Raw genomic sequence first — 24,998 nt, forward strand, 5'->3', positions numbered from 1 at the left:
CGATCACACTATGCGGGCAGGATCTGTTCAATGAAACCGTCGCCACTCACCTATCACCGACCGCGGTCGATCGATGAAGCCTGCGAGATCCTCGCGGGGATCGCGCACGAGGGCAAAGTGCTCGCCGGCGGCCAGTCACTGATTCCACTGCTGTCGATGCGCCTGGCGGCACCGGCTCACATCGTCGACATCGGCTCGATCCCGCGCCTCGACGCGATCTCCGCTTCACCGGAACTCGGCGTCACCTTCGACGCTCTCACCACCCACACAGCGCTCGAATCCGATTCGACGGTCGCGCAGGTCCAGCCCCTGCTGGGCCGCGCGCTCCGGTTGGTCGCACACCCGACCATCCGCAATCGCGGAACGACCGTGGGATCGATCGTCCACGCCGATCCGTCCGCGGAGATGCCGGCCGTGCTGTCGCTGCTCGGGGGAACGCTCACCGTTCGCTCCGTCCGCGGAGTCCGGCAGATCCCCGCCGCCGAGCTGTTCGCCGGGCCGCTCGAATCGACCCTCGAGGCCGACGAGATCGCCACCAGCGTGACGGTGCCGGCTGCGCGGCCGGGCACCGGCACCGCCATCGACGAGATCGCACGACGCCACGGCGACTACGCCCTCGTCGGCGTGGTCGCGCAGGTGGAGGTCGAGGACGGCGCGGTGACGTCCGCCCGGATGACCTACGTCTCCGCGGGAGAACTCGGGCAGGTCGTCGACTACACCGACATCCTGCGCGGAGCCTCGGCGCACGACGAGCGCGACCCGCTCTGGCAGCAGGTCGCGGAGAAGGCACGCGAGACCGTCGAGACGGAGGCGGACATCCACGCCACCGACCGCTACCGGTCGCAGCTGGTGGCGGCACTGACCGGCCGTGTCGGCTTCGCGGCCGCGCAGGACGCGATCCGCGACGACACACGGGTACCGATGCACACGGGAGGAAGTCGATGACGAGCTCGATCCACAAGGGTGGTCGCGATGCCTCGCGGCGGACCGTCGCCGAACAGGTCGACGAGCTGCAGGCGGAGACCGGCGAGCACCACGTCGCCGTGACCTTCACCCTCAACGGCGTGACGCAGACCGTGGTGCTGCCCTCGCGCACGCTGGCATCGGACGCGATCCGTCATCACCTCCGCCAGACCGGGACCCATGTGGGATGCGAGCACGGTGTGTGCGGCGCGTGCACGGTGCTGCTCGACGGCAAGCCGGTGCGGTCGTGCCTCGTGCTCGCTGCGAGCCTCGAGGGCCGCTCGGTGACGACGGTCGAAGGGCTCGTCGAACCGGACGGCACCCTACATCCCGTGCAGGAGGCGTTCGTCGACTGCCACGGTCTGCAATGCGGTTTCTGCACACCGGGATTCGTCACCACGATCGCCGCCTTCCTCGAGGAGAACCCGTCGCCCACCCACGAGGAGGCGACCGATGCGATCGCCGGCAACCTCTGCCGGTGCACGGGCTACCAGAACATCCGGGCGGCCGTGCTGCGCGCCGCCGAGATCAAGCGCGAACGGTCCGGAGGCTCACCGCTCGGCCCCGACAGCGAGGCGGCACGCGCCTCGCTCGACGCCAAGGTCCGCGGCGCCACCGCTCCGGTCGGAGGAAAGGCAGGACGAGCATGACCAGCGTCTCCGATTCGCCCGTCTCCACCTCGGTCTCGACGAGCACGGCAACCGACCTCGCCCCCGCCGACATCGGTGGTGCCACCGAGTCGGGCAAGTCGTTCGGCAAGCCCATCCCGCGTGTCGAGGACAACCGGCTCGTCAGTGGTAACGGCCGCTATCTCGACGATCTCGGGCACGGCGCGCTCGCCGCGGCCTTCGTCCGGTCGCCGCACGCGCACGCCCGCATCCTCGACATCGCCGTCGATGCGGCTCTCGAACTGCCGGGCGTGCACGCCATCTACACCTACGACGATCTCGAGGCCGACTCGCCCGAGATGGCCGAGAATCTCCCACTGCTCATCCCGCACCCCGCGATCACCGCTCCGCGCAACGGATATCCGCTCGCCAAGGACGAGGTGAACCATGTCGGTGAGGCGATCGTGATGGTCGTGGCCGACAACCGGTACATCGCCGAGGACGCCTGCGCGCTGATCGACATCACCTACGAGGCCCTTCCGGCCGTGGTCGGTGTCGACACCGCACGCAACGCCGAGCACGTCGTCCATCCGGATGTGCCCGACAACGTCGCGGCGCACCTCCAGCACGGGTTCGGCGACATCGAGGCGGAACTCGCCGCGGCACCGCACACGTTGACCCTCGACCTCGAGATCGAACGTTCGGCGTCGATGCCGATGGAGGGCAAGGGCGTCTACGCCCGCTGGGACGACGACGAGAAGGTGCTGACCTTCTGGACGTCCACCCAAACCTCGACGTCCGCCCGTGCTGCGATCGCCGCGCGACTGGGCATGGCGCACAACAAGGTCCATTGCATCGCCCCCGACGTCGGTGGTGGTTTCGGTGTGAAGATCGTCCACCCGTGGCCCGAGGAGGTCATGGTCACCTGGGCCGCCCGCAAGCTGGGGCAGGCCGGGATCTCCAGCGAGGTCAAGTGGGTCGAGGACCGGCGCGAACATTTCATCTCGAGCGCCCACGAGCGCGGGCAGGTCCACGAGGTCACCGTCGGGTTCGATGACGACGGCAGGCTGCTGGCCTTCGACTTCTCGATCTGGCACGACAACGGCGCGTACCTGCCGTACGGAATCATCGTGCTGCTCAACACCTCCACCCAGGTGCTCGGCCCCTACAAACCGCGCGCCTTCCGGGTGGACGCCTATTCGCTGTACACCAACACGGTCATCGTCACGCCCTACCGCGGCGCGGGACGACCCCAGGGCGTGTTCGCAATGGAGCGGGCGATGGACGCCATCGCCAAGCATCTCGGCAAGGACGTCCTCGAGGTCCGCGAGACCAACTTCATCCGCCCCGAGGAGATGCCCTACGACTTCCACCTGATCTTCCAGGACGGCCGTCCCCTCATCTACGACACCGGCGACTACCAGGCCGGAATGGACAAGCTCAAGAAGCTCATCGGCTGGGACGAGTTCGCCGAGTACAAGGAACGTGCCCGCGCCGAGGGCCGCCGCGTCGGAATCGGTGTGGGAGCGTACGTCGAGGGCACGGGACCGGGCCCGTACGAGGGCGCACACGTGCTCATCGAGACCTCGGGCAAGGTCAAGGCCGCCACGGGCCTGACCACCCAGGGCCAGGGACACCAGACCTCCTTCGCGCAGATCGTCGCCGATGATCTCGGTGTGCCGGTCTCCGATGTCGAGATCGTCACCGGCGACACCCGCCGATTCGGGTACGCGGTCGGCACGTTCGCCTCGCGCGGTGCCGTGATGTCCGGATCCGCCTTCCACGTCGCCGCGCAGATGGTGGCGGAGAAGGCGAAGAAGATCGCCGCGGACCACCTCCACGCCGACGTCGCCGATCTCGAACTGCGCGAGGGGCACGTGTGCGTGGTGGGCACCGAACCCGGCGCGGAGGGTACCTCGATCCCACTCGGTGTCGTGGCCGTACTGTCGAACCCGCTCCGCTACGCCTTCGACGACGCATCCCGTCGCGCAACGGGATTCGCGAACGCCGAGACCGACATGTCGGTGCCGCCCGTCCTCGAGGGTGAGCAGCCCGGCCTGGAGGCGACCGGCTACTACTCGCCGCCCACCTCGACGTTCGCGTCGGGAATCCACGCGGCGATCGTCGAGACCGATCCCGTCACCGCCGAGATCCGGGTGCTCCGGTACGCGGTGGTGCACGACTGCGGCAACGTCATCAACCCGCGCATCGTCGAAGGCCAGGTGCAGGGCGCGGTTGCGCAGGGCATCGGCGGCGCACTCTATGAGAAGATCGTCTACGACGAGCACGGGCAGATGCTCAACGCGTCGTACATGGACTTCCTCATGCCCTTCGTGACGGAGATGCCCGACTCTCTCGAGATGGACCACACCGTCACCCCGTCCGCGCTCAATCCCCTCGGGATGAAGGGCGCAGGTGAGGCCGGTGTCATCCCGACCTCGGCGGTGATCGCCGCGGCCGTCGAGGACGCGGAGGGTATCCCGATCACCAGCATGCCGATTTCCCCCTCGGAGTTGTTCGAGCTGCGTCTGACCCACGCGGCGTCCCGAAACAAGGAGAACGAATGAGAATCGCCGGTACCGCGCAACTGCAGGCACCTCCCGACGTGGTGTACGACAGCCTGCAGGACGGCCGTGTTCTCGCGGCGACGATCCCGGGTGTGCAGTCGCTCGAGCAGATCAACGACAACCACTACAAGCTGTCCATCACCGCCGGAGTGGCCTCCATCAAGGGCACCTACGACGGGGAAGTGGTTCTGTCGCAGCAGAATCGCCCCGAATCGTTCGTTATGACGGCATCGGGATCCGGTGCCCCGGGAACGGTCAAGGCCGATGTGACGGTGCGTCTCGAAGAACGCGACGGCGGCACCGTGCTCACCTACGACGCGGACGCGGTCGTCGGCGGCATGGTCGGTGGTGTCGGACAACGGATGATCACCGGTGTCGCCAAGAAGATGGCCGGTGTGTTCTTCAACGGCATCGACGGTGTGATCGCCGACGGTCTGCCGGCGGCGCCGAGTGCGGCCGAAGCCGAAGTTGTCGCGGGCGTGAACGGAGCCGAGGTGGCCGAGGTCGCCGAGGGTGCGGGTGTGAAGACCGCCGCGCTGCCCGTGGCCGCTGCGTCCGCTGCACCGGTACCGGCCGGAACACCTTCGGTAGCAACCGTTCTTCTGTCCGCGGGAGTGGGCGCCGGTATCGCGCTGGCGGGCGTCGCCCTGGGAGCGATCCTCGCCCGACGCTGACCTTCTCGTCGAATCTCCACGGCACCCCCGGGCCATCACGGCCCGGGGGTGCCGTCGTCTGCAGGTGGCAGGTGCACGAACCCCGAACTCCAGGCGACGAGTTCGGCGAGATGTGACAAAGAAACACCGCCGCTCAGGGGGTGGAATGTCATCAGACGTCAGGTGGGACACCGGCGAGACGAACCCAGGAGGAAACATGGGATCCAGGAAGATTCGGGTCGGTATCGATACCGGCGGAACATTCACGGACGTGGTCGCGGTGGACGACGAGTCCGGCGCCATCGTCACCACGAAGACCCCGTCGACACCGCAGGATCCGGCCATCGGCTTCCTCGCAGGCATCGAGAAGGTCCTCGCGCAGCTCGGCGAGACCGGCGACGCGATCGACGCCGTCAGTCACGGCACCACCGTCGCGACCAACAAGCTCCTCGAGGGCAAGGTCGGCACCCTCGGATTCATCACCACCGAGGGCTACGAACACGTCCTCGAGATCGCCCGCCAGTCGGTCCCCGACGGCTACGGCAACTCCTACTTCTGGGTCAAGCCCGACCGCATCGTGCCGGCCGACCGTGTCCGCACCATCCGCGGTCGTCTCGCCTACAACGGCAGCGAGATCCGTCCCCTGAACGAGGACGACGTCCGCGCCGCCGCCCGCTTCTTCAAGGACCGCGAGATCCGCACCGTCGGCGTGTGCCTCATGCACTCTTACGCCAACCCCGAGCACGAGCGCCGCGTCCGCGACATCCTCATGGAGGAGTACCCGGAGGCGACCGTGAGCATCTCCAGCGAGGTGCTGCGCGAGTACCGCGAGTACGAGCGGTCCATCACGACCCTCGTCGACGCCGCGGTCAAGCCCAACATCCGCAACTACGTCAACAACATCGCGAACCGGCTCCGCGAGTTCTCCTCCGCCGAGGGCGAACAGCGCGACATCCCGTTCTACGTGATGAAGTCCAACGGTGGCGTGCTGTCGGCGAAGGAGGTCGTGCACCAGCCGATCACGACCGTGCTCTCCGGCCCTGCAGCCGGTGCCCTGGGTGCGGCGCTGATTGCCGGCGTCGCCGGTGTCGACCAGGTGCTGACCTGCGACGGTGGCGGCACCTCCACGGACGTCACCGTGGTCGTCGGCGGCGAGCCGGCACTCACCACGGAAGGTCGCGTGGGTGTCTACCCGTCCAAGATCCCCATGATCGACGTGGTGACCGTCGGCGCCGGCGGTGGCTCCATCGCGTGGATGACCCCCGAGGGCACCCTGCGCGTCGGCCCGCAGTCGGCGGGCGCCGATCCCGGACCCCTGTGCTACGCCAAGGGTGGCAACGAGCCGACCATCACCGACGCCCACGTCCTGCTCGGTCGCATCCCTCCCCACCTGCTCGGCGGTGAGATCCCGCTCGACACCGAACTCGCCCGCAAGGGCGTCGAGGAGCTCGCACACCGTCTCGGCCTCGAATTCGAGGCGTGCGCCACGGGCATTCTCGAAGTGTCGGCCTGGAACCAGGCCAACGCGCTGCGCCAGATCACCGTCAAGCGTGGTCTCGACGTCCGCGACTTCACCTTGGTGACCTTCGGCGGCTCCGGGTCGCTGCTGGCCTGTCGCCTCATCGACATCCTCGGTCTCAAGGACGTCCTCGTGCCGCTCGAGCCCGGCAACGTCTCGGCCTTCGGGCTGCTGACCGTCGATGTCCGCAACGACTATGTGCAGACGCACGTCAGCCGCCACGACCGGTTGGAGATCGAGGAACTACAGGCCGGACTCGACGCCCTCGCCGCCGAGGCCGAACGTGCCCTGGGGGACGAGGGATTCGGGCCCGATCAGCGGCAGTACGCCCGCTCGGCGGACCTGCGCTATTTCGGCCAGGCCTTCGAGGTGCGTGTGCCGGTCGGCGACGGCCCCATCACCCAGGAACTGATGGACGAGGCGGCCGAACGCTTCCACCAGGCCCATCGCGAGCTCTACGGCTACGACTTCCGCAACGATCCCCACCAGCACGTGGAATGGGTCAACCTCCGCGTCAGTGGTATCGGCCCCATCAAGCGACCGGAACTCGCCGAGATCGCCCCGGGCACGGGGGCGGACGACGCGCTCACCGGCACCCGTCAGGCGTACTTCGACGAGTGGGTCACCACCCGCGTGTACGACCGCGCCCGCCTCGGCGCCGGCGACGAACTCGAAGGTCCCGCCGTGATCGAGGAATTCAGCTCGACCATCCCGGTTCATCCCGGATTCCGCGCTCGCATCGACACTTTCGGCAACATCCGCCTCAGCAAGACGTCCGACTCGAACGGAGCCACCCGATGACTGCGACTCTCGAACCCGCCGCGGCCACCACCCGCAAGCCCTTCCGGCTGACCGACGCTTCGGGTAGCGCTCCCGATCCGGTGCTGGTCGAGATCGTCGCCGGCTACCTCGCCAGTGTCGAGATGGAGGTGGAGACCTCCATCTCCCGGACCTCGCGCTCGCCGATGATCCGCGACGCCCACGACTTCCGTGCCGGCATCCACGACCGCAACCTGCGCAAGCTCACCGGTCGTTCGTACTCGGCGCTCGTGCATCCGGTGGCGCGGGACTTCCCGCTCGAGACGATGAAGCCCGGCGACGTCTTCTTCCACAACGACGTCTACCTCTCCGAAGGCGGCATCGGGCACCTGCCCGACCTGTGCGTCACGGTCCCGGTCTTCGCGACCCGCCCCGGCGACACCGAGCCTTCGGTGGTCGCGTTCGTGCAGGCCTTCGGCCACCACGACGACATCGGCGGTTGCTGCCCGGGCTCCATGCCCTCGGGTGCGACCACCGTGTACGAGGAGGGACTGATGGTCCCGCCGATCAAGCTGTGGGACCAGGGCGTTCCCAACGAGGCGGCACTGCGGATCATGACCCGCAACTCCCGCATGCCCGATTCGCTCGCCGCCGACCTCGACGCCGAGTGCTCGGCGTGCCTCATGGGTGCGCGTCGACTGTCGGAACTGTTCGAACGCTACGGTGTCGAGACCGTCGAGGCCTGCTTCGACGCGATCCTCGACGCCACCACGGAGACCTACCGCCGCGAGATCCTCAGCAAGATCCCGGTGGGCACGTACACCTGGGAGGACTACGCCGAGCACGACGGTGTGGACGAGCCCATGCTGCACGTGCAGCGCATCACCCTCACCAAGACCTCCCCGGAGGACGAGGGCGGCGAGCGCCTGATCCTGGACTTCAACGGCACCGGTCCGCAGGCGAAGGGCCCGATCAACCACTGCGGTGACTACGCCGACGGCAACTTCCTCATCAAGTGGCTGGCGCCGATCCTCCGCAACCTGGCCGACACCCCGGACCGCATGGCGGAACTGGACGTCAACGAAGGTGTCGTGCCGCTGATCGAGATGAGGTTCCCGGAGCCGGGCACGCTCATCACGCCGATCTTCCCCGCTCCCACCAACGCTCGCACGTTCGTGATCCTGCGTCTGCTCGGTGTGCTCTCCGGTGTGGTCGCCAAGGCGGTCGACGGCAACATGCCCGCCGACCAGGAGACCATCCGCTACACCGGTGTGTACGGCGAGGACTTCGACGGCCACTCCTACCTCATGCGTGAGGTGCTCGGCGGCGGCTCCGGCGGCCGGCACTACGCCGACGGTGAGGACACCATCCACGTGGTGCCCGACTCGCGGAACCTGCCCACGGAGTTCACCGAGAGCCGTTTCCCGTTCATCGTCGAGAAGCTGGGTCTGGCAATCGATTCCGGTGGGGCCGGCCGCTACCGCGGTGGTCTCGGCTACGAGAAGCACATCCGCATGCTCAAGGACGCGAACTTCATGTCCATCGCGGACCGTTCGATCCTCGCCTGCTGGGGCGTCAAGGGCGGCAAGGCCGGCAAGCCGTTCTCCGTCACCCTCGATCCCGGCGGCCCGAACGAGCGCGAGTTCGACGCCCTCACGGACGCCGAGCCGATCAAGGCCGGCGAGGTCGTGCGCATCCGCACCACCGGTGGCGGTGGCTGGGGCGACCCGCTCGATCGTCCGATCGACGAGGTGGTCCGGGACGTGCTGTGGCGCAAGGTGTCCGTCGAGGGCGCCCGCGACGACTACGGCGTGATCCTGAAGGACACCTCGGCGGAGGAGCCCGTCGCCGACGTCGAGGCCACCGAGGCGTTGCGTGCGCAGATGCGCGCCGAGCGCGGCGAGGAAGAGCCCTTCTTCGACCGCGGTCCCGGTTACGCCCGCCTGTCGGGTGGTGCCGAGTTCGCCGAGTACGACTTCATCGGCAACTGATGTCGACGACGGCCACTTTCTCCCGCGGCACCGATCTCGCAGTGATCGGTGCCGCGGGGAAGACCGGAACGGCTGTCATCGCGGCGCTGGAGACAGCAGACACGACCCCCGTCCGCCGAGTGGTGCACACCGCTCGGCAGGCGGGGGATCGTGCTGTCGACCTCGAGACCGGTGCCGGGCTCGTCGACGCCCTGTCGGGCTGCCGTGGCGTCTACTTCATCGCCCCGAACATGCACCCCGACGAACCGGCGCTGTTCGAACGGTTCCTCGCGGCGGTGGCCGAGGCAGGTGTCGATCACGTCGTCTACCACTCCGTCGCCTGGCCGTACACGCCGGCGATGCCGCACCACCTCGACAAGGCGCGTTGCGAGGACATCCTGCACGCTTCCGGGGTGCGGTGGACCGTTCTGCAGCCCTGCGCGTACACGGAGAACTTCGCATCCGTCCTCGAGGGCTCGGTCGATGCACTCGACGTCCCCTACGACCCCGACGCGTCGTTCTCGTTCGTCGCCCTGTCGGACGTCGCGACGGTGGCGGCCCGTGTCCTCGTCGAGGGTACGGACATCCACCACGGCGCCACCTACGAGCTCGGGGGACCGGACTCGGTGAGTGTGCGGCAGCTGTGCGCGGTCGCCGGGCGGTCGGTGGAGATCGAGCAGGTGTCCGTCCCGGTGTGGATGGAGCGCCACGGCCGCGACCTGCCCGCGGATACCCGGGAGCGTCTGGCGGCGATGTTCGACTTCTACGACGATCACGGCTTCGTCGCAGGGAGCGCCGTGACGGCGGCACTGCTCGGTCGGGCGCCCGCCCGCGTCGCGGATCTCGTCTCGTCGATGCCGCGCCGGTAACCCGCCGGTGGTGTAGGAAAGGGAACGTGACGGATCGCTCTGCGGACGGCCCCGACGCCGTCGACACCCTGCCCCCGCCCGTGCTCATCGCTGTCGACGAGGCCAGCGGTATCGGGGTGCTCACCCTCGACCGCCCGGAGCAGCGCAACCCGCTGTCGGTGGAGACGATGCGCGAGGTCATCGCCGGTCTGACGGCGCTCGCGGCCGACACGAAGGTGATCGTGGTCCGCGCGGAAGGCCCGGTGTTCTCGGCCGGGCACGACCTGCGGCAGATGATCGGACGCACGCTCGACGAGGAACGCGCGATCTTCGAGACGTGCAACGAGATGATGCGGACCGTGCAGTCGATCCCTCAACCGGTGATCGCATCGGTGCAGGGCACGGCGCTCGCGGCGGGATGCCAGCTCGTCGCTGCGTGCGACCTCGCCGTCGCTGCCGGCGACGCTCGCTTCGGCACCCCGGGTGTGCGGATCGGGTTGTTCTGCTCGACGCCGATGGTCGCGGTCAGCCGCGCGATCGGACGCAAGCGGGCGCTGCAGATGCTGCTGACCGGCGACACCATCGATGCGGAGACCGCCGCCGACTGGGGGCTGGTGAACTACGTCGTCGAACCGGAGACACTGGAGACCGCGACCACCGAGCTCGCCCTGAAGATCGCCACGTCGTCCCCCGCGACGATGCGGATCGGCAAGGAGGCGTTCTACCGGCAGATCGATCTGCCGCAGGAGACGGCCTATGCCGCGATGGCGGAGACGATGGCGTCGAACGCGATGATCGACGACGCGCAGGAGGGGATGACGGCCTTCCTCGAGAAGCGGGCCCCGGTCTGGAAGGGCCGTTGATCTCGAGCGATCGCTAAGTCTGGACTAGTTGGTTGGACGTCCTATAAAGTTCGCTGCATGACCCCCGATCCGCGTCAGAGCACCGTCGACGGCATCCTCCACCGCACCGCCGCACGCTATCCCGCCCGCGTCGCGCTCCGCTTCGGCGACCGGCAGTTCACCTACCGGGAACTCGACGACGCCGTCACCCGCGCCGCCGCACATCTGCTCTCGTTGGGCCTGTCCAAGGGCGACCGCGTGGCCGCCTACGGCACCAACTCCGACGGCTACGCGATCGGATATCTCGCCGCTGCCCGCGCCGGCCTGGTGCACGTGCCGATCAACTACGCACTGCGCGGCGAGGAACTGTCGTACCTGCTCGGCCAGTCGGGGGCGAAGGCCGTGCTCGTCGACCCGGCGCTGCGGGACAACCTCGACGCCGTCCTGGCCGACGTGCCGGCCGAGACCGTCGTCCTGCTCCGCGACGCCGACGATTCCCTGGTGACGGTCACGCAGAGCGGCGACGTGCCGACGCTCGACGTGGCGGTGGCCGACACCGACCTCGTCCAGCTCCTCTACACCTCGGGCACCACGTCGAAGCCCAAGGGCGCCATGATGACCCACCGGGCGCTCACCTTCGAATACATGTCGTCGATCGAGGCGCTCGACCTGTCGGCCGGCGACGACCCGCTCGTGTGCATGCCGCTCTACCACTCCGCCGCGATGCACGTCTTCCTCATCCCGTACTTCGCGGTCGGCGCGACCGTGCGGCTGCTCCCGGCACCCGACGTCGCCGAGATCCTCCGGCTGGTGGAGGAGGAGCGCATCGGATCGCTGTTCCTCGCCCCGACCGTGTGGGTGCCGCTGACCAACCATCCCGACCTCGACAAGCGTGACCTGTCGTCGCTGCGCAAGGCTCAGTACGGCGCGTCGATCATGCCGGTCACCGTCCTCGAGCGCCTCCGCGGCCGCTACCCCGAGCTCGGCTTCTACAACTGCTTCGGGCAGTCCGAGATCGGTCCGCTCGCCACCGTCCTCCGTCCCGAGGAGCACGACGCGCGTCCCGCCTCGTGTGGCCGGGCGGTCCTGTTCGTCGAGACCCGCGTCGTCGACGCCGACGGCAACGACGTCCCCGACGGAGAACCCGGCGAGATCCTGTACCGCTCGCCGCAACTGTGCCTCGGCTACTGGGAGAACCCCACCGCGACCGAGGAGGCCTTCCGCGACGGCTGGTTCCACTCCGGCGACCTCGTCACCCGCGACGCCGAAGGCTTCATCACCGTCGTCGACCGCATCAAGGACGTCATCAACACCGGCGGCATCCTCGTCGCCTCGCGTGAGGTCGAGGACGCGATCTACACGCACCCGGCTGTCGCCGAGGTCGCGGTGATCGGTACTCCGGACGAGAAGTGGATCGAAGCCGTGACCGCGGTGGTCGTCCTCAAGGACGGTCACGAACTCGACGAGCCCACCCTGATCGACCACGTCAAGCAGCGTCTCGCACCGTTCAAGGTGCCCAAGGCCGTTCGCTTCGTCGACGTCCTGCCGCGTAACCAGAGCGGCAAGCTCCTCAAGCGCGAACTACGTGGATCCTGACCACACTCTCCGAACACTGCGAAAAGGAAAACTGAACCCGATGCCGAAGAAGCACGTCGCCTCCTGGTACGACGACGAGGTCTCTGCCGTCTACGATCTCGCGCGCGAGTTCTTCGATCGCGAGGTCATGGGCAAGGCCGAGAAGTGGGATTCGCAGCGTCGTATCGATCGTGAGGTGTGGCTCGAGGCCGGCAAACTCGGTCTGCTGTGCTGCTCGATCCCCGAGGAATACGGGGGTGGCGGCGGTACCTTCGCGCACGACCTCGCGGTGTTCGACGCGCAGGGCTACTCCGGCGATCTCGCGTTCGGCAACTCCGTGCACAGCGGCATCGTCGCGCACTACATCCTCGAATACGGCAACGAGGAGCAGAAGAAGACGTGGCTGCCGGGCATGGCCACCGGCGAGATCCTCGGTGCCATCGGCATGACCGAACCCGGCGCGGGTTCGGACCTCAAAGCGATCAAGACCACCGCGGTGCGCGACGGCGACCACTACGTCGTCAACGGCTCGAAGACCTTCATCACCAACGGTTCTTCGGCCGACGTCATCGTCCTCGCCGTCAAAACCGACCCGAAGGCAGGCGCCAAGGGTGTGTCGCTGCTCATCGTGGATCTCCGTGACGCCCCGGGCTTCTCGGTGGGCCGTGTGCTCGACAAGGTCGGCCAGCACGCCGCCGACACCTCCGAGCTGTCGTTCGTCGACGTGCGCGTGCCCGTGACGAACCTGCTCGGCGAATCCGAAGGTCTCGGCTTCGGTCAGCTCATGGCACAGCTCGTGCAGGAACGTCTGATCATCGGCGCGCAGGCCGCCGGTGCGATGGACCGGGCCGTCGAGGAGACCGTCCGCTACACCAAGGCGCGACAGGCGTTCGGGCACAGCCTGTTCGAGTTCCAGAACACGGCCTTCGAACTCGCCGAGTGCCAAACCATCGCCCGCACCTGCCGCATCTTCCTCGACCACTGCATCGAGCAGCACCTGAAGGGCCAACTCGATCCGTCCGATGCCGCGATGGTCAAGTACTGGCTGACCGACAAGCAGTGCGAGGTCATCGACCGGTGCGTGCAGCTGCACGGCGGCTACGGCTACATGCGCGAATACCTCATCGCGCGGATGTACGAGGACGCGCGCGTCCAGCGGATCTACGCCGGCGCGAACGAGGTCATGAAGCAGATCATCGCGCGGGCCCTGTAACCGCCGAGTCGTATCCGGATGCGGGACGTCTCAGCGGGCTGTGGCGGTCGAGAACTCTTCGATCGCCGCCGTGAGCTTCTCGGGCTGGTCTTCGGCCAGCAGGGTGTAGCTGTCGTCGATTTCGACCAGCCGCGCGTCGGGGAAGGCCTCGGCGAGGCGTCGCCCGTGATCGCGCGGCATCATGCGGTCCTCGGTGGCCCACACGACCAGCACCGGCCCGGAGAATTGCGCCGCTTTCGCAGCGATCTCGAGCAGCTGTTGCTTGGGCGGGGCCGAGAGTGCGTACTTGGCCAGATCACGCCGGATGTTCCGGTCGACGGTGGCCGGGCGGAACCAGGCGTCCATGACGGGTCCGGGTACCGGACGTTTGCTCATCCATCCCCAGGTGCCGGGGCCACGCCGGCCGAACTTCGTGCCGAGCACCGCCATGAGCAGGCGTACCCCACCCGGAAGCTTGACCAGCGGCAGGAGTCGTTTCACCGGGCCGGGAGGGTAGTTGTCGAATGCCTCGCACGCGGCGAGCACGAGTCGCGAGACCCGTTCGGGATTCGACACGGCGAAGAAGGCCTGGGCGCCGCCCCAATCGTTCTGGATCAGCGTGACGTCACCCAGGTCGAGAGCGTCGAGGAACTCCCCGATGAGATGGCCCATGCCGACGAGGGTGAGGTCTGCCTCCGGGCGCATCGGTATGCGGTGCGAGCCGAGAGGCCAGGTCGGCGCGATGCAGCGGTAGGTGCCGCGGAGTTGTTCCACGACGTTTCGCCACGCGGTTCCGTCCATCAGTAGACCGTGGATGAACACGAGAACCGGTCCGTCGCCACCGGTGTCCTCGTACTCGATCGTTCCTGCCGAAAGCTCGATGTCGAACACGCGATCCCCCTTCGCGTCGAGTCGTCGAGATACTTCCACAGTTCGACGCAGATCACCGGGATTTCACTGATTCCCTCAGAGGGGCTTGGTCCAGTCCAGCGTGTAGCGGTAGTAGAAGCGTCGATGGATACGGCTTCCGGGCAGCACCATCGCGGCCGCGCGACGGATATCGGCGAGTGACTCGCGGGGTTGTTCGGTCGTCATGCCGGGGTAGCCGGATTCGCGGTGGATGGTGCTCGCTACGCGAACGGGAAGAACAAGGGCCCCGGCGACGAGCCGATCGATCACGGTCTTGTTGGCAGACAGCCCCACGATGCGCAGGCTCCCTCCCGGGGCCAGAAGTTCTCGCATGCGTTCGAGCGCGATGATCAGCGGCATGTGATGGAGGGTGGCGACGCACGTGATCAGGTCGAAGCGCCGATCATCGAGTTCCGACGAGGTGAGGACATCTCCCTCGACGACGTGCGCGTCGGGGGTGTCGGCAAGGCGTGCGCGCGCTCGGGCGACAGCCGAGTGATCCGAATCGATGCCGGTGACCGATGCAGCTGCCGTGGCGAGTTTCCGAAGGAGAAGTCCGTCGCCGCAGCCGATATCGAGGACGCTGCTGTCACGGTGCGGAACCGCTGCGAGCAACTCCGAGTGGAAGGCCGTGTTGTGATTCCAATACTCGGTCACGATGCTCCTTTCTCGTCGTCGGGAACGTGTCAGGGTGCATGAGGTCGGGTCCGCGGAATCGCCGACGGTATCGAGCGTGAACTCGACGCATCGGGCTGGGGCACCTGCCACATCGTCGGGAACTCCCTCCGTGGACAGGTCGGGTTCGAACTCGAACGCCATGGCCGTGCACGTTCGCCGGCTGCTGTCAGTCCGAGTCGCGGTCGGAAACGTTTGTCATGGAGGGAGTTCCGTATCGGCTTGTCGTTCATTGCGCAGTTTCCGTCGGCGGCAGCGGCGCGGGTGCTCGGTGAGCGGGCCTGGGCACGGCTCCAACGACCGATCCTCCGGAACGCGAGCCGGCGACTCGACGCCGTACCACCCGAGGATGCTGCGAATGTCGTCCGCGCAGTGTCCCACTGCCCGATCTACCTCACGAGGCTGCTCGCCGGCCTTCGCGACGGGCCGTTGACGGACCTTCACCGGGCGAAGTATCTCACCACGGCCGGCTCGTGGTGAGATACTTCGCCATCTCCTGACTCTGCGCGCGGTGCATGCGGCGGTGCTCCGCCCGCTCGTCACCGGACTCGTTCAGCTTGCGTTCCTCGTCGGATTCGGGCAGCACCGGTGGGACCTGCATGGTTCGACCGCCGTCGTCGACGGCGACGAAGGTGAGGAAGGCGGTGGCGGCGATGCGCCGCTCCCCGCTGCGCAGATCTTCGGCGGTGACCTTGACGAAGACCTCCATCGAGCTACGTCCGGTCCACGTCACGAACGACTCGAGGCACACCGAATCGGACGGACGGACGGGTTCGAGGAAGGCCACGGAATCGGTCGAGGCCGTCACAACCGAGGCACGACTGTGACGGGTCGCCGAGATCGACGCGGTCATGTCGATGTCGCTCATCAGCTTCCCGCCGAACAACGTGTTGTGGTCGTTGACGTCGTTGGGAAACACCCTGCTGGTCTTGACGACTCGCGATTCTCGGCAAGGTTTGGCCTGCACGCCGATGGTCCTTTCGTAGATCGTGCTCACGGCGGGATCTCCGCCGGATGCACCTCTACAAGCCTACGACTGCTGCGCGGAAATCGGCGCAGGCCTGGTGTGATACTCGACAATCCTGGTCAGCATGGCGGTGAGCTGTGCGCGTTCGGCCGCGTCGAGGGGAGCGAACGCCTCGTCCTGCGCCGCGGTGAGCATCCGGTCGAGATCGAACAGTCGCCGGCGCCCGCGCTGGGGGAGGGTGATGATGTTGCGTCGCCGATCGGTCGGGTCGGGTGCTCGTTCGACGAAACGCCGGTCGACGAGTGCGTCGACGGCGGCGGCGACGTCGCTGCGATCGAGTCCGCAGCGACGGGCGAGGTCGATCTGACTGGACGGACCGTGTACCTCGAGGGCGGCCAGGATCCGGTAGTGGTGACCTCGGGCATCGGCGGAATCGAGGCGGTCGAACACGACGCGATGCACGTGTCGCGCCGCCAGGGTCATCAGATAGCTCGGGAGGTGTCCGAGCCGATCGGGGCCGGCCGCGTCGTGGGTGGCGGACATGTGACCGAGTCTACGATTACGGGCCCTGTGGATCGAGACCCCGTCACCGCCGACGGTGGTCGGTGATGGGGGTGCGAGGGCCGCGTTTCGGAACCTGCGCGTACCCACCGGACTCCACGATCAGTCGAACCGCCCGATAGCGTTGCGGGCGCAGGGGTTCGAGGTATTCGATCATGCCGGGATCGTCGAGGGGCTTACCGAGCAGCGCCCATCCGACGACCTTCGCGAGGTGGTAGTCGCCGACGGAGAGCGCATCGGTGTCGCCGAACGCGCGCTGGGCGACCTCCGCGGCCGTCCACACGCCCACCCCCGGCACGACCCGCAACTTCCGCCGGGCGTCGGCGGCCGGTTCATGCACGAGGCGCTCGAGGGAGTCGGCGACCTGCGCGCACCGCACCACAGTGCGTGCGCGGCCGGGGTCGACGTTCGCCCGATGGAACTCCCAGGACGGCACGGTCCGCCAGGTCGCCGCGGAGGGCGGCACGCGCATGCCCTCCGGGGCCGGACCGGGCGCCGGATCGCCGAACCACGTGACGAGACGACGCCAGGACGCGAACGCCGCCACCCCGTGCACCCGCTGTTCCAGGATGGCCGGCACCAAGGATTCGAGCACCCGGCCCGTGCGGGTGATGCGCAGGGCAGGCATGCGTCGGTGCGCCTCGACGAGCAGGGGATGCTCGGGTACGAAGCCGGACGGGTCGTCGTCGGCGCCGAGCAGCGCCGGAAGCCGATCGACCAACTCGGATGCGCCCGGACCCCACGCCAGACACCGCGCGCCGTGCGGACCGTCCTGGGTGAGTCGGTACGTCACGGCACCGGTGTTCATCCGGGAGGTACGCCAGACGGCGCCGGCGACGACGCGATGACACGGATCCCACGGCCCGCGCTGCAGCGGGCGCAGGGTGCGCACCACGTCGACCGGCCACGGCACGCGCACGCGGGTGTCGAGGGGTGCTTCGTCCGCCACGCTCGCGATGCGACGGCCTCGCTCGTCGGACACGGTCACCGTCCTACCGTACTCTGTGCGCTGGAGCCGACTTTCGCGACTCTGTGCGCTGGAGCCGACTTTCGCGACTCTGTGCGCTCGAGCCGACTTTCGTGGTGTCGGAGGGTGCGGCTATGGTCGGGCGCATGATCATCGTGAGCACCGACGGATCCTGCCTTCGCAATCCCGGTGGCGCCATCGGGTGGGCGTGGGTCAATCACGAGGGGCCCAGCGCGTCGGGCGGTGAGCGTTCGGGCACGAATCAGATCGCCGAGCTCCGGGCGGTGCTCGAGGCACTGCGCGCGCATCCCGGCGCCGAGCCGATAATCATCGAATCCGATTCGCAGTACGCGATCAAGTGCGCCTCCGAATGGCTGCCCGGATGGAAGCGCAAGGGTTGGAAGACGGCCACCGGCGCGCCGGTGAAGAACCTCGAACTCGTGCGCGCCATCGACCGCGAGCTCACCGACCGCACCGGTCCGGTGCGGTTCCGCTGGGTGCGCGGCCACGTCGGCAACCACTTCAACGAGATGGCCGACACGCTCGCCGGCCAGGCCGCCCGCGAGATCGCGGCGAAGCCCGGACCGATCGAGGTGCCCAGCACGCCCGTGGTCGCGCACAAGTCGCCGAAGCGCGCCGACGACGCCGAACTGACCTTGTTCTGAGTCAGTAGTAGACGGCGAGGCGGCCGTTGGGTCCTTCGACGCACGTCACCGGAGTATCGAAGACGCGCGTCAAGGTCTCGTCCACCAAGATCTCTTCCGGGGTTCCGAACTCGACGACCTTGCCGTCCTTCATCGCGCAGATCCGGTCCGCGTAGTGGCCTGCGAAATTGATGTCGTGCAGCACGATGACGACCGTGCGCCCCAATTCGACGGCCACCTTGTGAAGATGCTTCATCATCTGGACCGAATGCTTCATGTCCAGGTTGTTCAGCGGTTCGTCCAGGAGGATGTAGTCGGTGTCCTGGCACAGCACCATGGCCACATAGGCTCGCTGGCGTTGTCCTCCGGACAGTTGGTCCAGGTAGCGGTGTTCGAGGTCGGTGAGGTCGAAGAACTCGATGGCGTTGCTGATGGCCTCCTCGTCCTTGCGGGTGAGTCGGCCCTTCGAGTGCGGGTATCGGCCGAACCCGACGAGTTGCCGCACCGTCAGGCGGGTGACGAAGTGGTTCTCCTGGCGGAGGATCGAGACGATCTTCGCGAGGTCCTTCGAGGCAGTGCTCGACACGTCGTAGCCGGCGATCTCGATGGTGCCGGCGTCGGCCCCGAGCAAGCGGCCCACGATGGTCAGCATCGTCGACTTGCCCGCACCGTTCGGTCCGACCAGGGCCGTGATGCCGCCTGCGGGAATGGTCAGATCGATCTCACCGATCGTGACCGTCTTGCTGTATTCCTTACGGAGACCCTTGATCTCGATCACAGTCTGCCCTTCCGAAGGATCACGTAGAGGAAGGCCGTGCCGCCGACGGCCTCGATGATGATGGACACGGCACCCTCTGCGTAGAAGATGTTCTTCAGAACGAAGTAGGCGCCCCCGAGGATGACGAACCCGGTCAGGATCGCCACCGGGAACACGAAGCGGTGATCGTGTGTGGTCGCGAACTGGTAGGCCAACGTCGCGACGAGGAAGCCGAGGAACGTCAGCGGGCCGACGAGCGCGGTGGTGGTGGCCATGAGGACCGACACGAGAAACAGTACGAGCATGATCTCTCGGCGGTGGTCCAGGCCGAGATTCGTGGTGACGTCCTTGCCCAGCGCAATGATGTTGAGTCTGCGGGAACGCCACCACAGTGTTCCTGCCGCCCCGATACAGAGCGGGATCGCCAGCGGTAGGTAGGAGGCATCCGCATTGGAGACCGACCCGAACAGCTTGGCGGTGAGGATGTCGAACTCGCTGGGGGTGAGCATGCGCTGCATGAAGGTCGCCACGGATCCGAGACCGCCACCCAGGACGATGCCGACGAGGAGCATCACCTGCATGTTCCCGTACTTGCCGGAGAGCAGCCATCCGTAGAGCATCAGCGAGAAGCCGACCATCAATACGACCATGAGTGCGAACTGCGGCACCCCCGTGAGCGCCGTGACCCCGACCGCGCCCATGAAGAAGACGGCGGCGGTCTGGAGCGCGACGTAGAGGGCCTCGAATCCCATGATCGACGGGGTGATGATGCGGTTGTTCGTCGCAGATTGGAACGAAACCGTGGCAACGGCCTGACAGACGACGACGATCGCGATCACGACGAGGTTGGTCGCGCGCATCTGGGTGATCCGCCAGAAGCCCGCGGTCCCGAAGGGCATGGGATTGTCCCAGGTCACGATACCCACGGCGATGGCGACCGAGAGGAGCGCGAGAGTCCCCACGAGAATCCAGTAGCGGCGTAGCTGGCGCGCAGTCGCGAATGCGCCGGAGCCTGTGCGCTCGGCCCTTGTTGCAGTTGTAGCGGTCGGCGTGGCCGTGGGGATCGATTCTGCCGGGGAGATCGACTCGGTGATGTCAGACATTGCGGCGACTCCGCAGAAGCATGGCGATGAAGACGACGGAGCCGACGACGCCGAGGATGAGCGATACCGGGATCTCGAACGGCATGATGATCGTCCGGCCGATCAGGTCGCAGACCGTCACGATGGCGATACCGAGCAGGCAGACCCAGGGAAGGTTGCTGCGCAGATCGTCGCCGCGGAACATCGACACGATGTTGGGGACGATGAGCCCCAGGAAGGGAAGCGAACCGACCACGACGGTGACCACTCCGGTGGCAATCGCGATGAGGCCGGTTCCCAGCAGGATGATGCGGTTGTAGTTCAGGCCGACGTTGGTCGCGACGTCCTCACCGAGACCGGCGACGGTGAACCGGTCGGCGGCGATGAACACCAGGACCGCGACGACCGCGACGATCCAGAGAACCTCGTACTGGCCCTTGATGATCGACGTGAAACTCCCCGCGAACCAGATGCCCAGGCTCTGGAGTTTGTCGGTGGCGAGAGCGATGTAGGTGGTGATGGAGCCGACGACGGCGCCCAGCATGATGCCGACGATGGGCACGATCAGCGACGAGGACAGTTGCACTCGCCGGAGGAACAGGAAGAAGATCATCGTTCCGATGAAGGCTGCCACGACGGCACCGATCATTCTGGGCAGAAGACCTGCGGTCGGGACGACGATCATCATGATCAGCAACCCCAATCCTGCCCACTCCGTCGTGCCGGTGGTCGTCGGTTCGACGAAGCGGTTCTGGGTGAGCAACTGCATGACGAGTCCGGACATCGCCATCGCAGCCCCGGCCAGCACCAGGGCGATCGTGCGAGGGACGCGGGTGATGTTGAACATCTCCCAGCCGAAGTCACCGCCGAAGATGTCGAACACCCCGGTGAACAGTGAGGCGATCAGCAGGGCGCCGACGCCGAGGAAACCCAGCAGCAGTTTCCGGTCGAAAAGTCTTTCCCGCGTTCGGGACGGTAGGGCTTGGGTCGTCATTTCGGCATCTCTGCTCCGGAAGCACGTCGGCCGTGGACCCGGCTCGCGGCCGAGTCCACGGCGGTCGACGCTGTGAATTCAGTACTTCGTTGCGCTCTGCGCGGAGGTCACTTGTTCTCTGCGGTCTGCGCGTTCTTCTCGAGCAGGTCCGCCAGGGAGTTGAAGAACTCCGTGTAGGTCTGGATGCTCTCGTTGGTGTAGGTGTCGGCGGGCAGGTAGATGATGTTGCCCTCCTGGACTGCCTTCACGTTCTGCAGTGCCTGCGAGTCGTTGATGACCGTGGTCGCCGGCACGTAGTCGGGGCCGCCACCGGTCGAGGTACCCGCGTCACGGTCCATGACGATGATCAGGCCCGGGTTGGATGCGGCGATAGCTTCGACGGAGATGTCATCACCCTGGTGGTTGTCGGTGCCTTCGGGAACCTCGAGAGCCGGGGTGAGGCCGAAGATGTCGAACATGGGGCCGATGGTGCGCCCGGTGCTCGGGGCGACGTAACCGATCTCGCCGCCGGAGACGATCAGACCCATCACCGACTGATCCGGAGAGTATGCGGCCTGGACGCGGGCAATCGACGCGTCCAACGCGTCGTTGAGTTCCTGTGCCTCCGCTTCCTTGGCGAAGATCTCACCGAGGACAGTGGTGCCGCGCTTGAGTTCCTCGGCGAAGTCCTCGCCGTCGCGCGGCGCGACCTCGACGATGGTGGCGTCCGGTGCGAGCTCCTCGAACTGCTCCCTGAACTGCGCGTAGCGCCCGCCGTTGATGATCAGATCCGGCTCGACCGCGACGACGGCTTCGAGATTGGGTTCACGATGCGATCCCAGATCGACGATGCTGTCGTCCTCGGTGTAGGAGATCGTCTTCGGCATCAGCGAGACCGCGCCTGCGGCGAGGGGAACGCCCCACGTATCGAGCGTCTCGAACGTGCCGTTGTCGGTGGCGACCACGGACTTGGGCGGCACGGTGACGGTCTGCGTACCGAAGTTGTCCTCGACCGTGACGGTGGCGGCGGCGGTGTCGGACGACTCGGTGGCCGGGTCGCTCGAGCATGCCGTCAGGGCGAGGGCAGCCAGGGTGCCGAGTACGGCACCTCGGTACAGGCGGGATGCGTTCATCGATGTTCCTTGGGTTCGATCACAGGGAATGGATAAGGCATTTAGGACACCCTATGTGATGGTTAGCTTAACCTAACCTCGGGGAATGTCCGGTGCTGGGTCGGATGTCACCTGTGACCTGGTATTTTTCTGCCGGGTCCCCTCGGTCGGCGTCACTTCGGTACGGTCGCACCGTGAACGAAATCGAACAGGTAGCGCAGTTCCGGCGCCGTCACGGCGTCGACGACCTCATCGATGTTCACACCCACTTCATGCCCCGTCAGGTCATGGACAAGGTCTGGGCGTATTTCGACTCCGCAGGTCCGCTCGTCGGACGGCCCTGGCCGATCACCTACCGGCACGACGAGGAGGAACGCGTCGCGCGTCTCCGCGACTTCGGGGTACGCCGGTTCACCGCCATGCTGTACCCGCACAAGCCGGAGATGGCGGCGTGGCTCAACTCGTGGGCGGCCGACTTCGCGGCCCGGACCCCCGACTGTCTCCACACCGCCACCTTCTACCCGGAGGCCGAGGCGAAGGAGTACGTCGCGTCGGCGATCGAGGCGGGCGCGCGCGTGTTCAAATCCCACATCCAGGTCGGCGATTACTCGCCGCTCGATCCGCTCCTCGACGACGTGTGGGGCCTGCTCGAGGACTCGGGCGTGCCCATCGTCGTGCACTGCGGGTCGGGCCCGGCGCCCGGCACGTACACCGGTCCGGCTCCGATGCAGGAACTCATGCGCCGGTACCCGCAGCTGACGGTGATCGTCGCGCACATGGGCCTGCCCGAGTACCGCGAGTTCCTCGACCTCGCGGAACAGTACGAGCGGGTGTATCTCGACACGACGATGGCGTTCACCGATTTCGTCGAGGAGGACACACCCTTCCCGAGGGATCAGCTGCCGCGTCTCGACGCGCTGCGTCGGAAGATCCTGCTCGGCACGGATTTTCCGAACATTCCGTACGACTATCTGCACCAGCTCGAGGTGCTCGAGCGCGTCGCGCCCGACAGCGAGTGGATCCGCGCGGTGTGCCGCGACAACGCCACGTCGCTGTTCGGGCTCGGCGAGTGATCGACGGGTTCGCCGGTCAGACGGTGATCGAGCGTCGGACGATCTTGCCGGTCGCGTTGCGGGGGAGCAGATCCTGCGTGATCCGCCAGACGGTAGGGACCTTGTAGTAGGCCAGTCGCTCGGCGCAGAAGGCTCGCAACTCGTCCTCGGTGATCGTGCTGCCGAGTCGCAGCACGACGACGGCGGCGATCTCCTGTCCCAGATCCTCGTGGTCCACGCCGATCACGGCGCTCTCGACGACGCCGGGGTGCTCGTCGAGGCACTGTTCGATCTCCGTGGGATAGACGTTCTCGCCGCCGCGCAGGATGAGATCGGACCGTCGGCCCGTGAGCCGCAGACGTCCGTTCTCGATCGCGCCGTAGTCGCCGGTACGCAACCATCCCTCCGGGGTGATGGCCGCGTCCGTTGCGGCCGGATCCTCCCAGTAGCCGAGCATTACGTAGGGACTGCGGACGCAGATCTCACCCTCGGTGCCGTCGGGCACCCGTTCGCCGAACGGATCGCGGATCTCCATGCTCACCGTGATGATGGGGGAGCCGAGGGTTCCGGGGAAGGCCTCGATTTCCGGGGCCGTCGCCATGGCGATCGCGGTGCTGCACTCGGTCAGCCCATAGCTGTCCACCAGAGCCTGTCGCGCGAAGGGGAACTTCGCCTGCAGGCGTTGCTTGAACTCGGGGGAGGACGGAGCAGAAGCCAGCGCGAACGCAGTGAGCGAGCCGAGGTCGTACTTGTCGGTGTTCTCGTGCTCGAGCATGCGCGAAGCCATCGTCGGCACCGCACCCCAGTTGGTCACCCTCTCGCGCTCGATGAGCGTGAAGACCTTGTCGACGTCGAACCCGCCTTCCGTCATGACAGCGGCGCTTCCCGTTGCGAGTCGCGGCACCGCAAGGTTGTGCAGGCTCGCGATGTGGAACAACGGTGAGGTCAGGAGATACCGGTTGTCGTTGGGCACCGAGTCGTCATAGGGGCGCTGCTGCATCGCGGCAACCAGCGCGTCGGAGTATCGGTGATAGTCGACGACGGCGAGCACGTTGCGGTGGGAGTGCAGTGCCCCCTTGGGACGCCCACTGGTACCGCTCGTGAACAGGATGACCGCGGGATCGTCCTCCTCCACGTCCGCCGACGGCAGTTCGGCGCCGGACGCCGCGGCCACGATCCGGGGCACGTCCTGCTCGGTGGTGAGCAGATCGAACCCGGAGACCCCCGCTCTCGCCAGCAACTCGGCGCGCTTGGCGTCGGCGACGATCACCTTGGGCCGCACCAGGTTCACGCCGTACGCGATCTCGGGCGGCGTCCACCAGGAGTTCAGGCCCACTGCAATTGCACCCAGGCACTGAGCGGCCCAGAAGGTGATGATCCATTCGGGGGAGTTGGCCGCGAGAAGCGCGACGCGGTCGCCCTTCTTCACGCCGTGGTCGTCGCGCAGGACGGTCGCCAGGGCGGCGACGGCGTCGGCGTGCGCGCTGAACGAGAGGCGGCGATCGGCCGTCACGAGGTAGTCGCGGTCGCCCCATTGCCGGGACGCGGCGACGAGGTCGCCGATGCGGCGGTCGCGGTTGCGCATGACCTGCATCCGGTTGCCGCGCACGTCCTCTTCGACGATTTCGAATCGGCCACCGGGGCCGGTGAGCTGGGAAACGACCATCTGCAACATCTGCTGCAGATCTGCTTGTGCTGTCAAGGATTCGCCTTTCTCGGTCCCGCACGGTTTCGTCGCGCAGCAGGACGTACACAGGGGGATCGGAGAACTGTTTCGGGTGACGTAGTGCATCGAACCCTAGG

General features: G+C 67.0%; 22 protein-coding genes. 12 read left to right on the forward strand and 10 right to left on the reverse strand.

What is annotated here, in order from left to right:
* The first annotated feature begins 30 nt into the window (after nucleotides 1-30).
* From NVV99_RS09070 to NVV99_RS09115, 10 genes are all read left to right on the forward strand, one after another.
* Nucleotides 31-945, forward strand: coding sequence for a xanthine dehydrogenase family protein subunit M (locus tag NVV99_RS09070; RefSeq protein WP_024102178.1), 915 nt, complete (start codon nucleotides 31-33; stop codon nucleotides 943-945).
* The gene (locus tag NVV99_RS09075) at nucleotides 942-1,613 is read left to right on the forward strand and encodes a (2Fe-2S)-binding protein (protein WP_006551027.1); all 672 of its coding nucleotides are present in this window, start codon (nucleotides 942-944) and stop codon (nucleotides 1,611-1,613) included. Before NVV99_RS09070 ends, NVV99_RS09075 begins: the two co-directional genes overlap by 4 nt.
* A complete protein-coding gene (gene cutA, locus NVV99_RS09080) occupies nucleotides 1,610-4,138 on the forward strand; it encodes an aerobic carbon-monoxide dehydrogenase large subunit (RefSeq protein WP_006551026.1) in 2,529 nt (842 codons plus the stop codon). Before NVV99_RS09075 ends, cutA begins: the two co-directional genes overlap by 4 nt.
* Nucleotides 4,135-4,812, forward strand: coding sequence for a carbon monoxide dehydrogenase subunit G (locus tag NVV99_RS09085; protein WP_024102177.1), 678 nt, complete (start codon nucleotides 4,135-4,137; stop codon nucleotides 4,810-4,812). Before cutA ends, NVV99_RS09085 begins: the two co-directional genes overlap by 4 nt.
* Before the next feature lie 196 nt (nucleotides 4,813-5,008).
* Nucleotides 5,009-7,111: a hydantoinase/oxoprolinase family protein gene (locus NVV99_RS09090; protein ID WP_024102176.1), complete on the forward strand. Its 2,103-nt coding sequence runs from the start codon at nucleotides 5,009-5,011 to the stop codon at nucleotides 7,109-7,111.
* Nucleotides 7,108-9,060: a hydantoinase B/oxoprolinase family protein gene (locus tag NVV99_RS09095; protein WP_006551022.1), complete on the forward strand. Its 1,953-nt coding sequence runs from the start codon at nucleotides 7,108-7,110 to the stop codon at nucleotides 9,058-9,060. The genes NVV99_RS09090 and NVV99_RS09095 overlap by 4 nt, the downstream gene beginning before the upstream one ends.
* A complete protein-coding gene (locus NVV99_RS09100; RefSeq protein WP_024102175.1) occupies nucleotides 9,060-9,908 on the forward strand; it encodes an SDR family oxidoreductase in 849 nt (282 codons plus the stop codon). The genes NVV99_RS09095 and NVV99_RS09100 overlap by 1 nt, the downstream gene beginning before the upstream one ends.
* Before the next feature lie 26 nt (nucleotides 9,909-9,934).
* Complete coding sequence (locus NVV99_RS09105) at nucleotides 9,935-10,750, forward strand: enoyl-CoA hydratase (RefSeq protein ID WP_041803466.1); 816 nt, start codon at nucleotides 9,935-9,937, stop codon at nucleotides 10,748-10,750.
* A 57-nt stretch (nucleotides 10,751-10,807) separates the two neighbouring features.
* Nucleotides 10,808-12,325: an acyl-CoA synthetase gene (locus NVV99_RS09110; RefSeq protein ID WP_024102173.1), complete on the forward strand. Its 1,518-nt coding sequence runs from the start codon at nucleotides 10,808-10,810 to the stop codon at nucleotides 12,323-12,325.
* Nucleotides 12,326-12,365: 40 nt separating this feature from the next.
* Nucleotides 12,366-13,517: an acyl-CoA dehydrogenase family protein gene (locus NVV99_RS09115; RefSeq protein WP_006551018.1), complete on the forward strand. Its 1,152-nt coding sequence runs from the start codon at nucleotides 12,366-12,368 to the stop codon at nucleotides 13,515-13,517.
* Between the two features lie 30 nt (nucleotides 13,518-13,547).
* Here the strand turns inward: NVV99_RS09115 and NVV99_RS09120 are convergent, their stop codons facing one another.
* The 5 genes from NVV99_RS09120 to NVV99_RS09140 all read right to left on the reverse strand — a co-directional run bounded on the left by NVV99_RS09120 (nucleotide 13,548) and on the right by NVV99_RS09140 (nucleotide 17,566).
* Complete coding sequence (locus NVV99_RS09120) at nucleotides 13,548-14,387, reverse strand: alpha/beta fold hydrolase (protein ID WP_024102172.1); 840 nt, start codon at nucleotides 14,385-14,387, stop codon at nucleotides 13,548-13,550.
* A gap of 75 nt (nucleotides 14,388-14,462) precedes the next feature.
* Nucleotides 14,463-15,062 (reverse strand): bifunctional 2-polyprenyl-6-hydroxyphenol methylase/3-demethylubiquinol 3-O-methyltransferase UbiG, encoded by a 600-nt coding sequence (locus tag NVV99_RS09125; RefSeq protein ID WP_024102171.1) that lies wholly within the window; start codon nucleotides 15,060-15,062, stop codon nucleotides 14,463-14,465.
* 475 nt (nucleotides 15,063-15,537) lie between these two features.
* Nucleotides 15,538-16,077 (reverse strand): acyl-CoA thioesterase, encoded by a 540-nt coding sequence (locus NVV99_RS09130; RefSeq protein ID WP_019290767.1) that lies wholly within the window; start codon nucleotides 16,075-16,077, stop codon nucleotides 15,538-15,540.
* Between the two features lie 33 nt (nucleotides 16,078-16,110).
* Entirely contained in the window at nucleotides 16,111-16,590 is a 480-nt protein-coding gene (locus NVV99_RS09135) for a MarR family winged helix-turn-helix transcriptional regulator (RefSeq protein WP_019290768.1), read from the reverse strand.
* A 43-nt stretch (nucleotides 16,591-16,633) separates the two neighbouring features.
* The gene (locus tag NVV99_RS09140; RefSeq protein WP_228045189.1) at nucleotides 16,634-17,566 is read right to left on the reverse strand and encodes a DNA-3-methyladenine glycosylase; all 933 of its coding nucleotides are present in this window, start codon (nucleotides 17,564-17,566) and stop codon (nucleotides 16,634-16,636) included.
* Nucleotides 17,567-17,721: 155 nt separating this feature from the next.
* Here NVV99_RS09140 and NVV99_RS09145 point away from each other — a divergent pair, with 155 nt between their 5' ends.
* Nucleotides 17,722-18,240 carry a ribonuclease H gene (locus NVV99_RS09145; RefSeq protein WP_024102169.1) on the forward strand — a complete coding sequence of 173 codons (519 nt, stop codon included), beginning with the start codon at nucleotides 17,722-17,724 and terminating at the stop codon, nucleotides 18,238-18,240.
* Nucleotide 18,241: 1 nt separating this feature from the next.
* Here the strand turns inward: NVV99_RS09145 and NVV99_RS09150 are convergent, their stop codons facing one another.
* The 4 genes from NVV99_RS09150 to NVV99_RS09165 form a co-directional block, all read right to left on the reverse strand.
* A complete protein-coding gene (locus NVV99_RS09150) occupies nucleotides 18,242-18,997 on the reverse strand; it encodes an ABC transporter ATP-binding protein (RefSeq protein ID WP_024102168.1) in 756 nt (251 codons plus the stop codon).
* Nucleotides 18,994-20,079 carry an iron chelate uptake ABC transporter family permease subunit gene (locus NVV99_RS09155; RefSeq protein ID WP_080678503.1) on the reverse strand — a complete coding sequence of 362 codons (1,086 nt, stop codon included), beginning with the start codon at nucleotides 20,077-20,079 and terminating at the stop codon, nucleotides 18,994-18,996. The genes NVV99_RS09150 and NVV99_RS09155 overlap by 4 nt, the downstream gene beginning before the upstream one ends.
* A complete protein-coding gene (locus NVV99_RS09160; protein WP_024102166.1) occupies nucleotides 20,072-21,052 on the reverse strand; it encodes an ABC transporter permease in 981 nt (326 codons plus the stop codon). Before NVV99_RS09160 ends, NVV99_RS09155 begins: the two co-directional genes overlap by 8 nt.
* A 107-nt stretch (nucleotides 21,053-21,159) precedes the next feature.
* On the reverse strand, nucleotides 21,160-22,164 hold the full coding sequence (locus tag NVV99_RS09165) for a siderophore ABC transporter substrate-binding protein (protein ID WP_024102165.1): 1,005 nt from the start codon (nucleotides 22,162-22,164) through the stop codon (nucleotides 21,160-21,162).
* A gap of 173 nt (nucleotides 22,165-22,337) precedes the next feature.
* Here NVV99_RS09165 and NVV99_RS09170 point away from each other — a divergent pair, with 173 nt between their 5' ends.
* On the forward strand, nucleotides 22,338-23,216 hold the full coding sequence (locus tag NVV99_RS09170; protein WP_024102164.1) for an amidohydrolase family protein: 879 nt from the start codon (nucleotides 22,338-22,340) through the stop codon (nucleotides 23,214-23,216).
* Nucleotides 23,217-23,232: 16 nt separating this feature from the next.
* On the opposite strand, the gene NVV99_RS09175 is transcribed toward NVV99_RS09170, so the two are convergent.
* Complete coding sequence (locus NVV99_RS09175; RefSeq protein ID WP_197539140.1) at nucleotides 23,233-24,870, reverse strand: class I adenylate-forming enzyme family protein; 1,638 nt, start codon at nucleotides 24,868-24,870, stop codon at nucleotides 23,233-23,235.
* Between the last annotated feature and the right edge of the window lie 128 nt (nucleotides 24,871-24,998).

Source organism: Rhodococcus sp. PAE-6 (assembly GCF_025290685.1).
Taxonomy (GTDB): Bacteria; Actinomycetota; Actinomycetes; order Mycobacteriales; family Mycobacteriaceae; genus Rhodococcus; species Rhodococcus pyridinivorans.

Bases quoted from the DNA above. Each gene is read 5' to 3' on its own strand.
- NVV99_RS09070 (WP_024102178.1), top strand. From the start codon at position 31: ATGAAACCGTCGCCACTCACCTATCACCGACCGCGGTCGATCGATGAA.
- NVV99_RS09075 (WP_006551027.1), top strand. From the start codon at position 942: ATGACGAGCTCGATCCACAAGGGTGGTCGCGATGCCTCGCGGCGGACC.
- cutA (WP_006551026.1), top strand. From the start codon at position 1,610: ATGACCAGCGTCTCCGATTCGCCCGTCTCCACCTCGGTCTCGACGAGC.
- NVV99_RS09085 (WP_024102177.1), top strand. From the start codon at position 4,135: ATGAGAATCGCCGGTACCGCGCAACTGCAGGCACCTCCCGACGTGGTG.
- NVV99_RS09090 (WP_024102176.1), top strand. From the start codon at position 5,009: ATGGGATCCAGGAAGATTCGGGTCGGTATCGATACCGGCGGAACATTC.
- NVV99_RS09095 (WP_006551022.1), top strand. From the start codon at position 7,108: ATGACTGCGACTCTCGAACCCGCCGCGGCCACCACCCGCAAGCCCTTC.
- NVV99_RS09100 (WP_024102175.1), top strand. From the start codon at position 9,060: ATGTCGACGACGGCCACTTTCTCCCGCGGCACCGATCTCGCAGTGATC.
- NVV99_RS09110 (WP_024102173.1), top strand. From the start codon at position 10,808: ATGACCCCCGATCCGCGTCAGAGCACCGTCGACGGCATCCTCCACCGC.
- NVV99_RS09115 (WP_006551018.1), top strand. From the start codon at position 12,366: ATGCCGAAGAAGCACGTCGCCTCCTGGTACGACGACGAGGTCTCTGCC.
- NVV99_RS09135 (WP_019290768.1), bottom strand. From the start codon at position 16,590: ATGTCCGCCACCCACGACGCGGCCGGCCCCGATCGGCTCGGACACCTC.
- NVV99_RS09145 (WP_024102169.1), top strand. From the start codon at position 17,722: ATGATCATCGTGAGCACCGACGGATCCTGCCTTCGCAATCCCGGTGGC.
- NVV99_RS09155 (WP_080678503.1), bottom strand. From the start codon at position 20,079: ATGTCTGACATCACCGAGTCGATCTCCCCGGCAGAATCGATCCCCACG.
- NVV99_RS09160 (WP_024102166.1), bottom strand. From the start codon at position 21,052: ATGACGACCCAAGCCCTACCGTCCCGAACGCGGGAAAGACTTTTCGAC.
- NVV99_RS09165 (WP_024102165.1), bottom strand. From the start codon at position 22,164: ATGAACGCATCCCGCCTGTACCGAGGTGCCGTACTCGGCACCCTGGCT.
- NVV99_RS09175 (WP_197539140.1), bottom strand. From the start codon at position 24,870: ATGTTGCAGATGGTCGTTTCCCAGCTCACCGGCCCCGGTGGCCGATTC.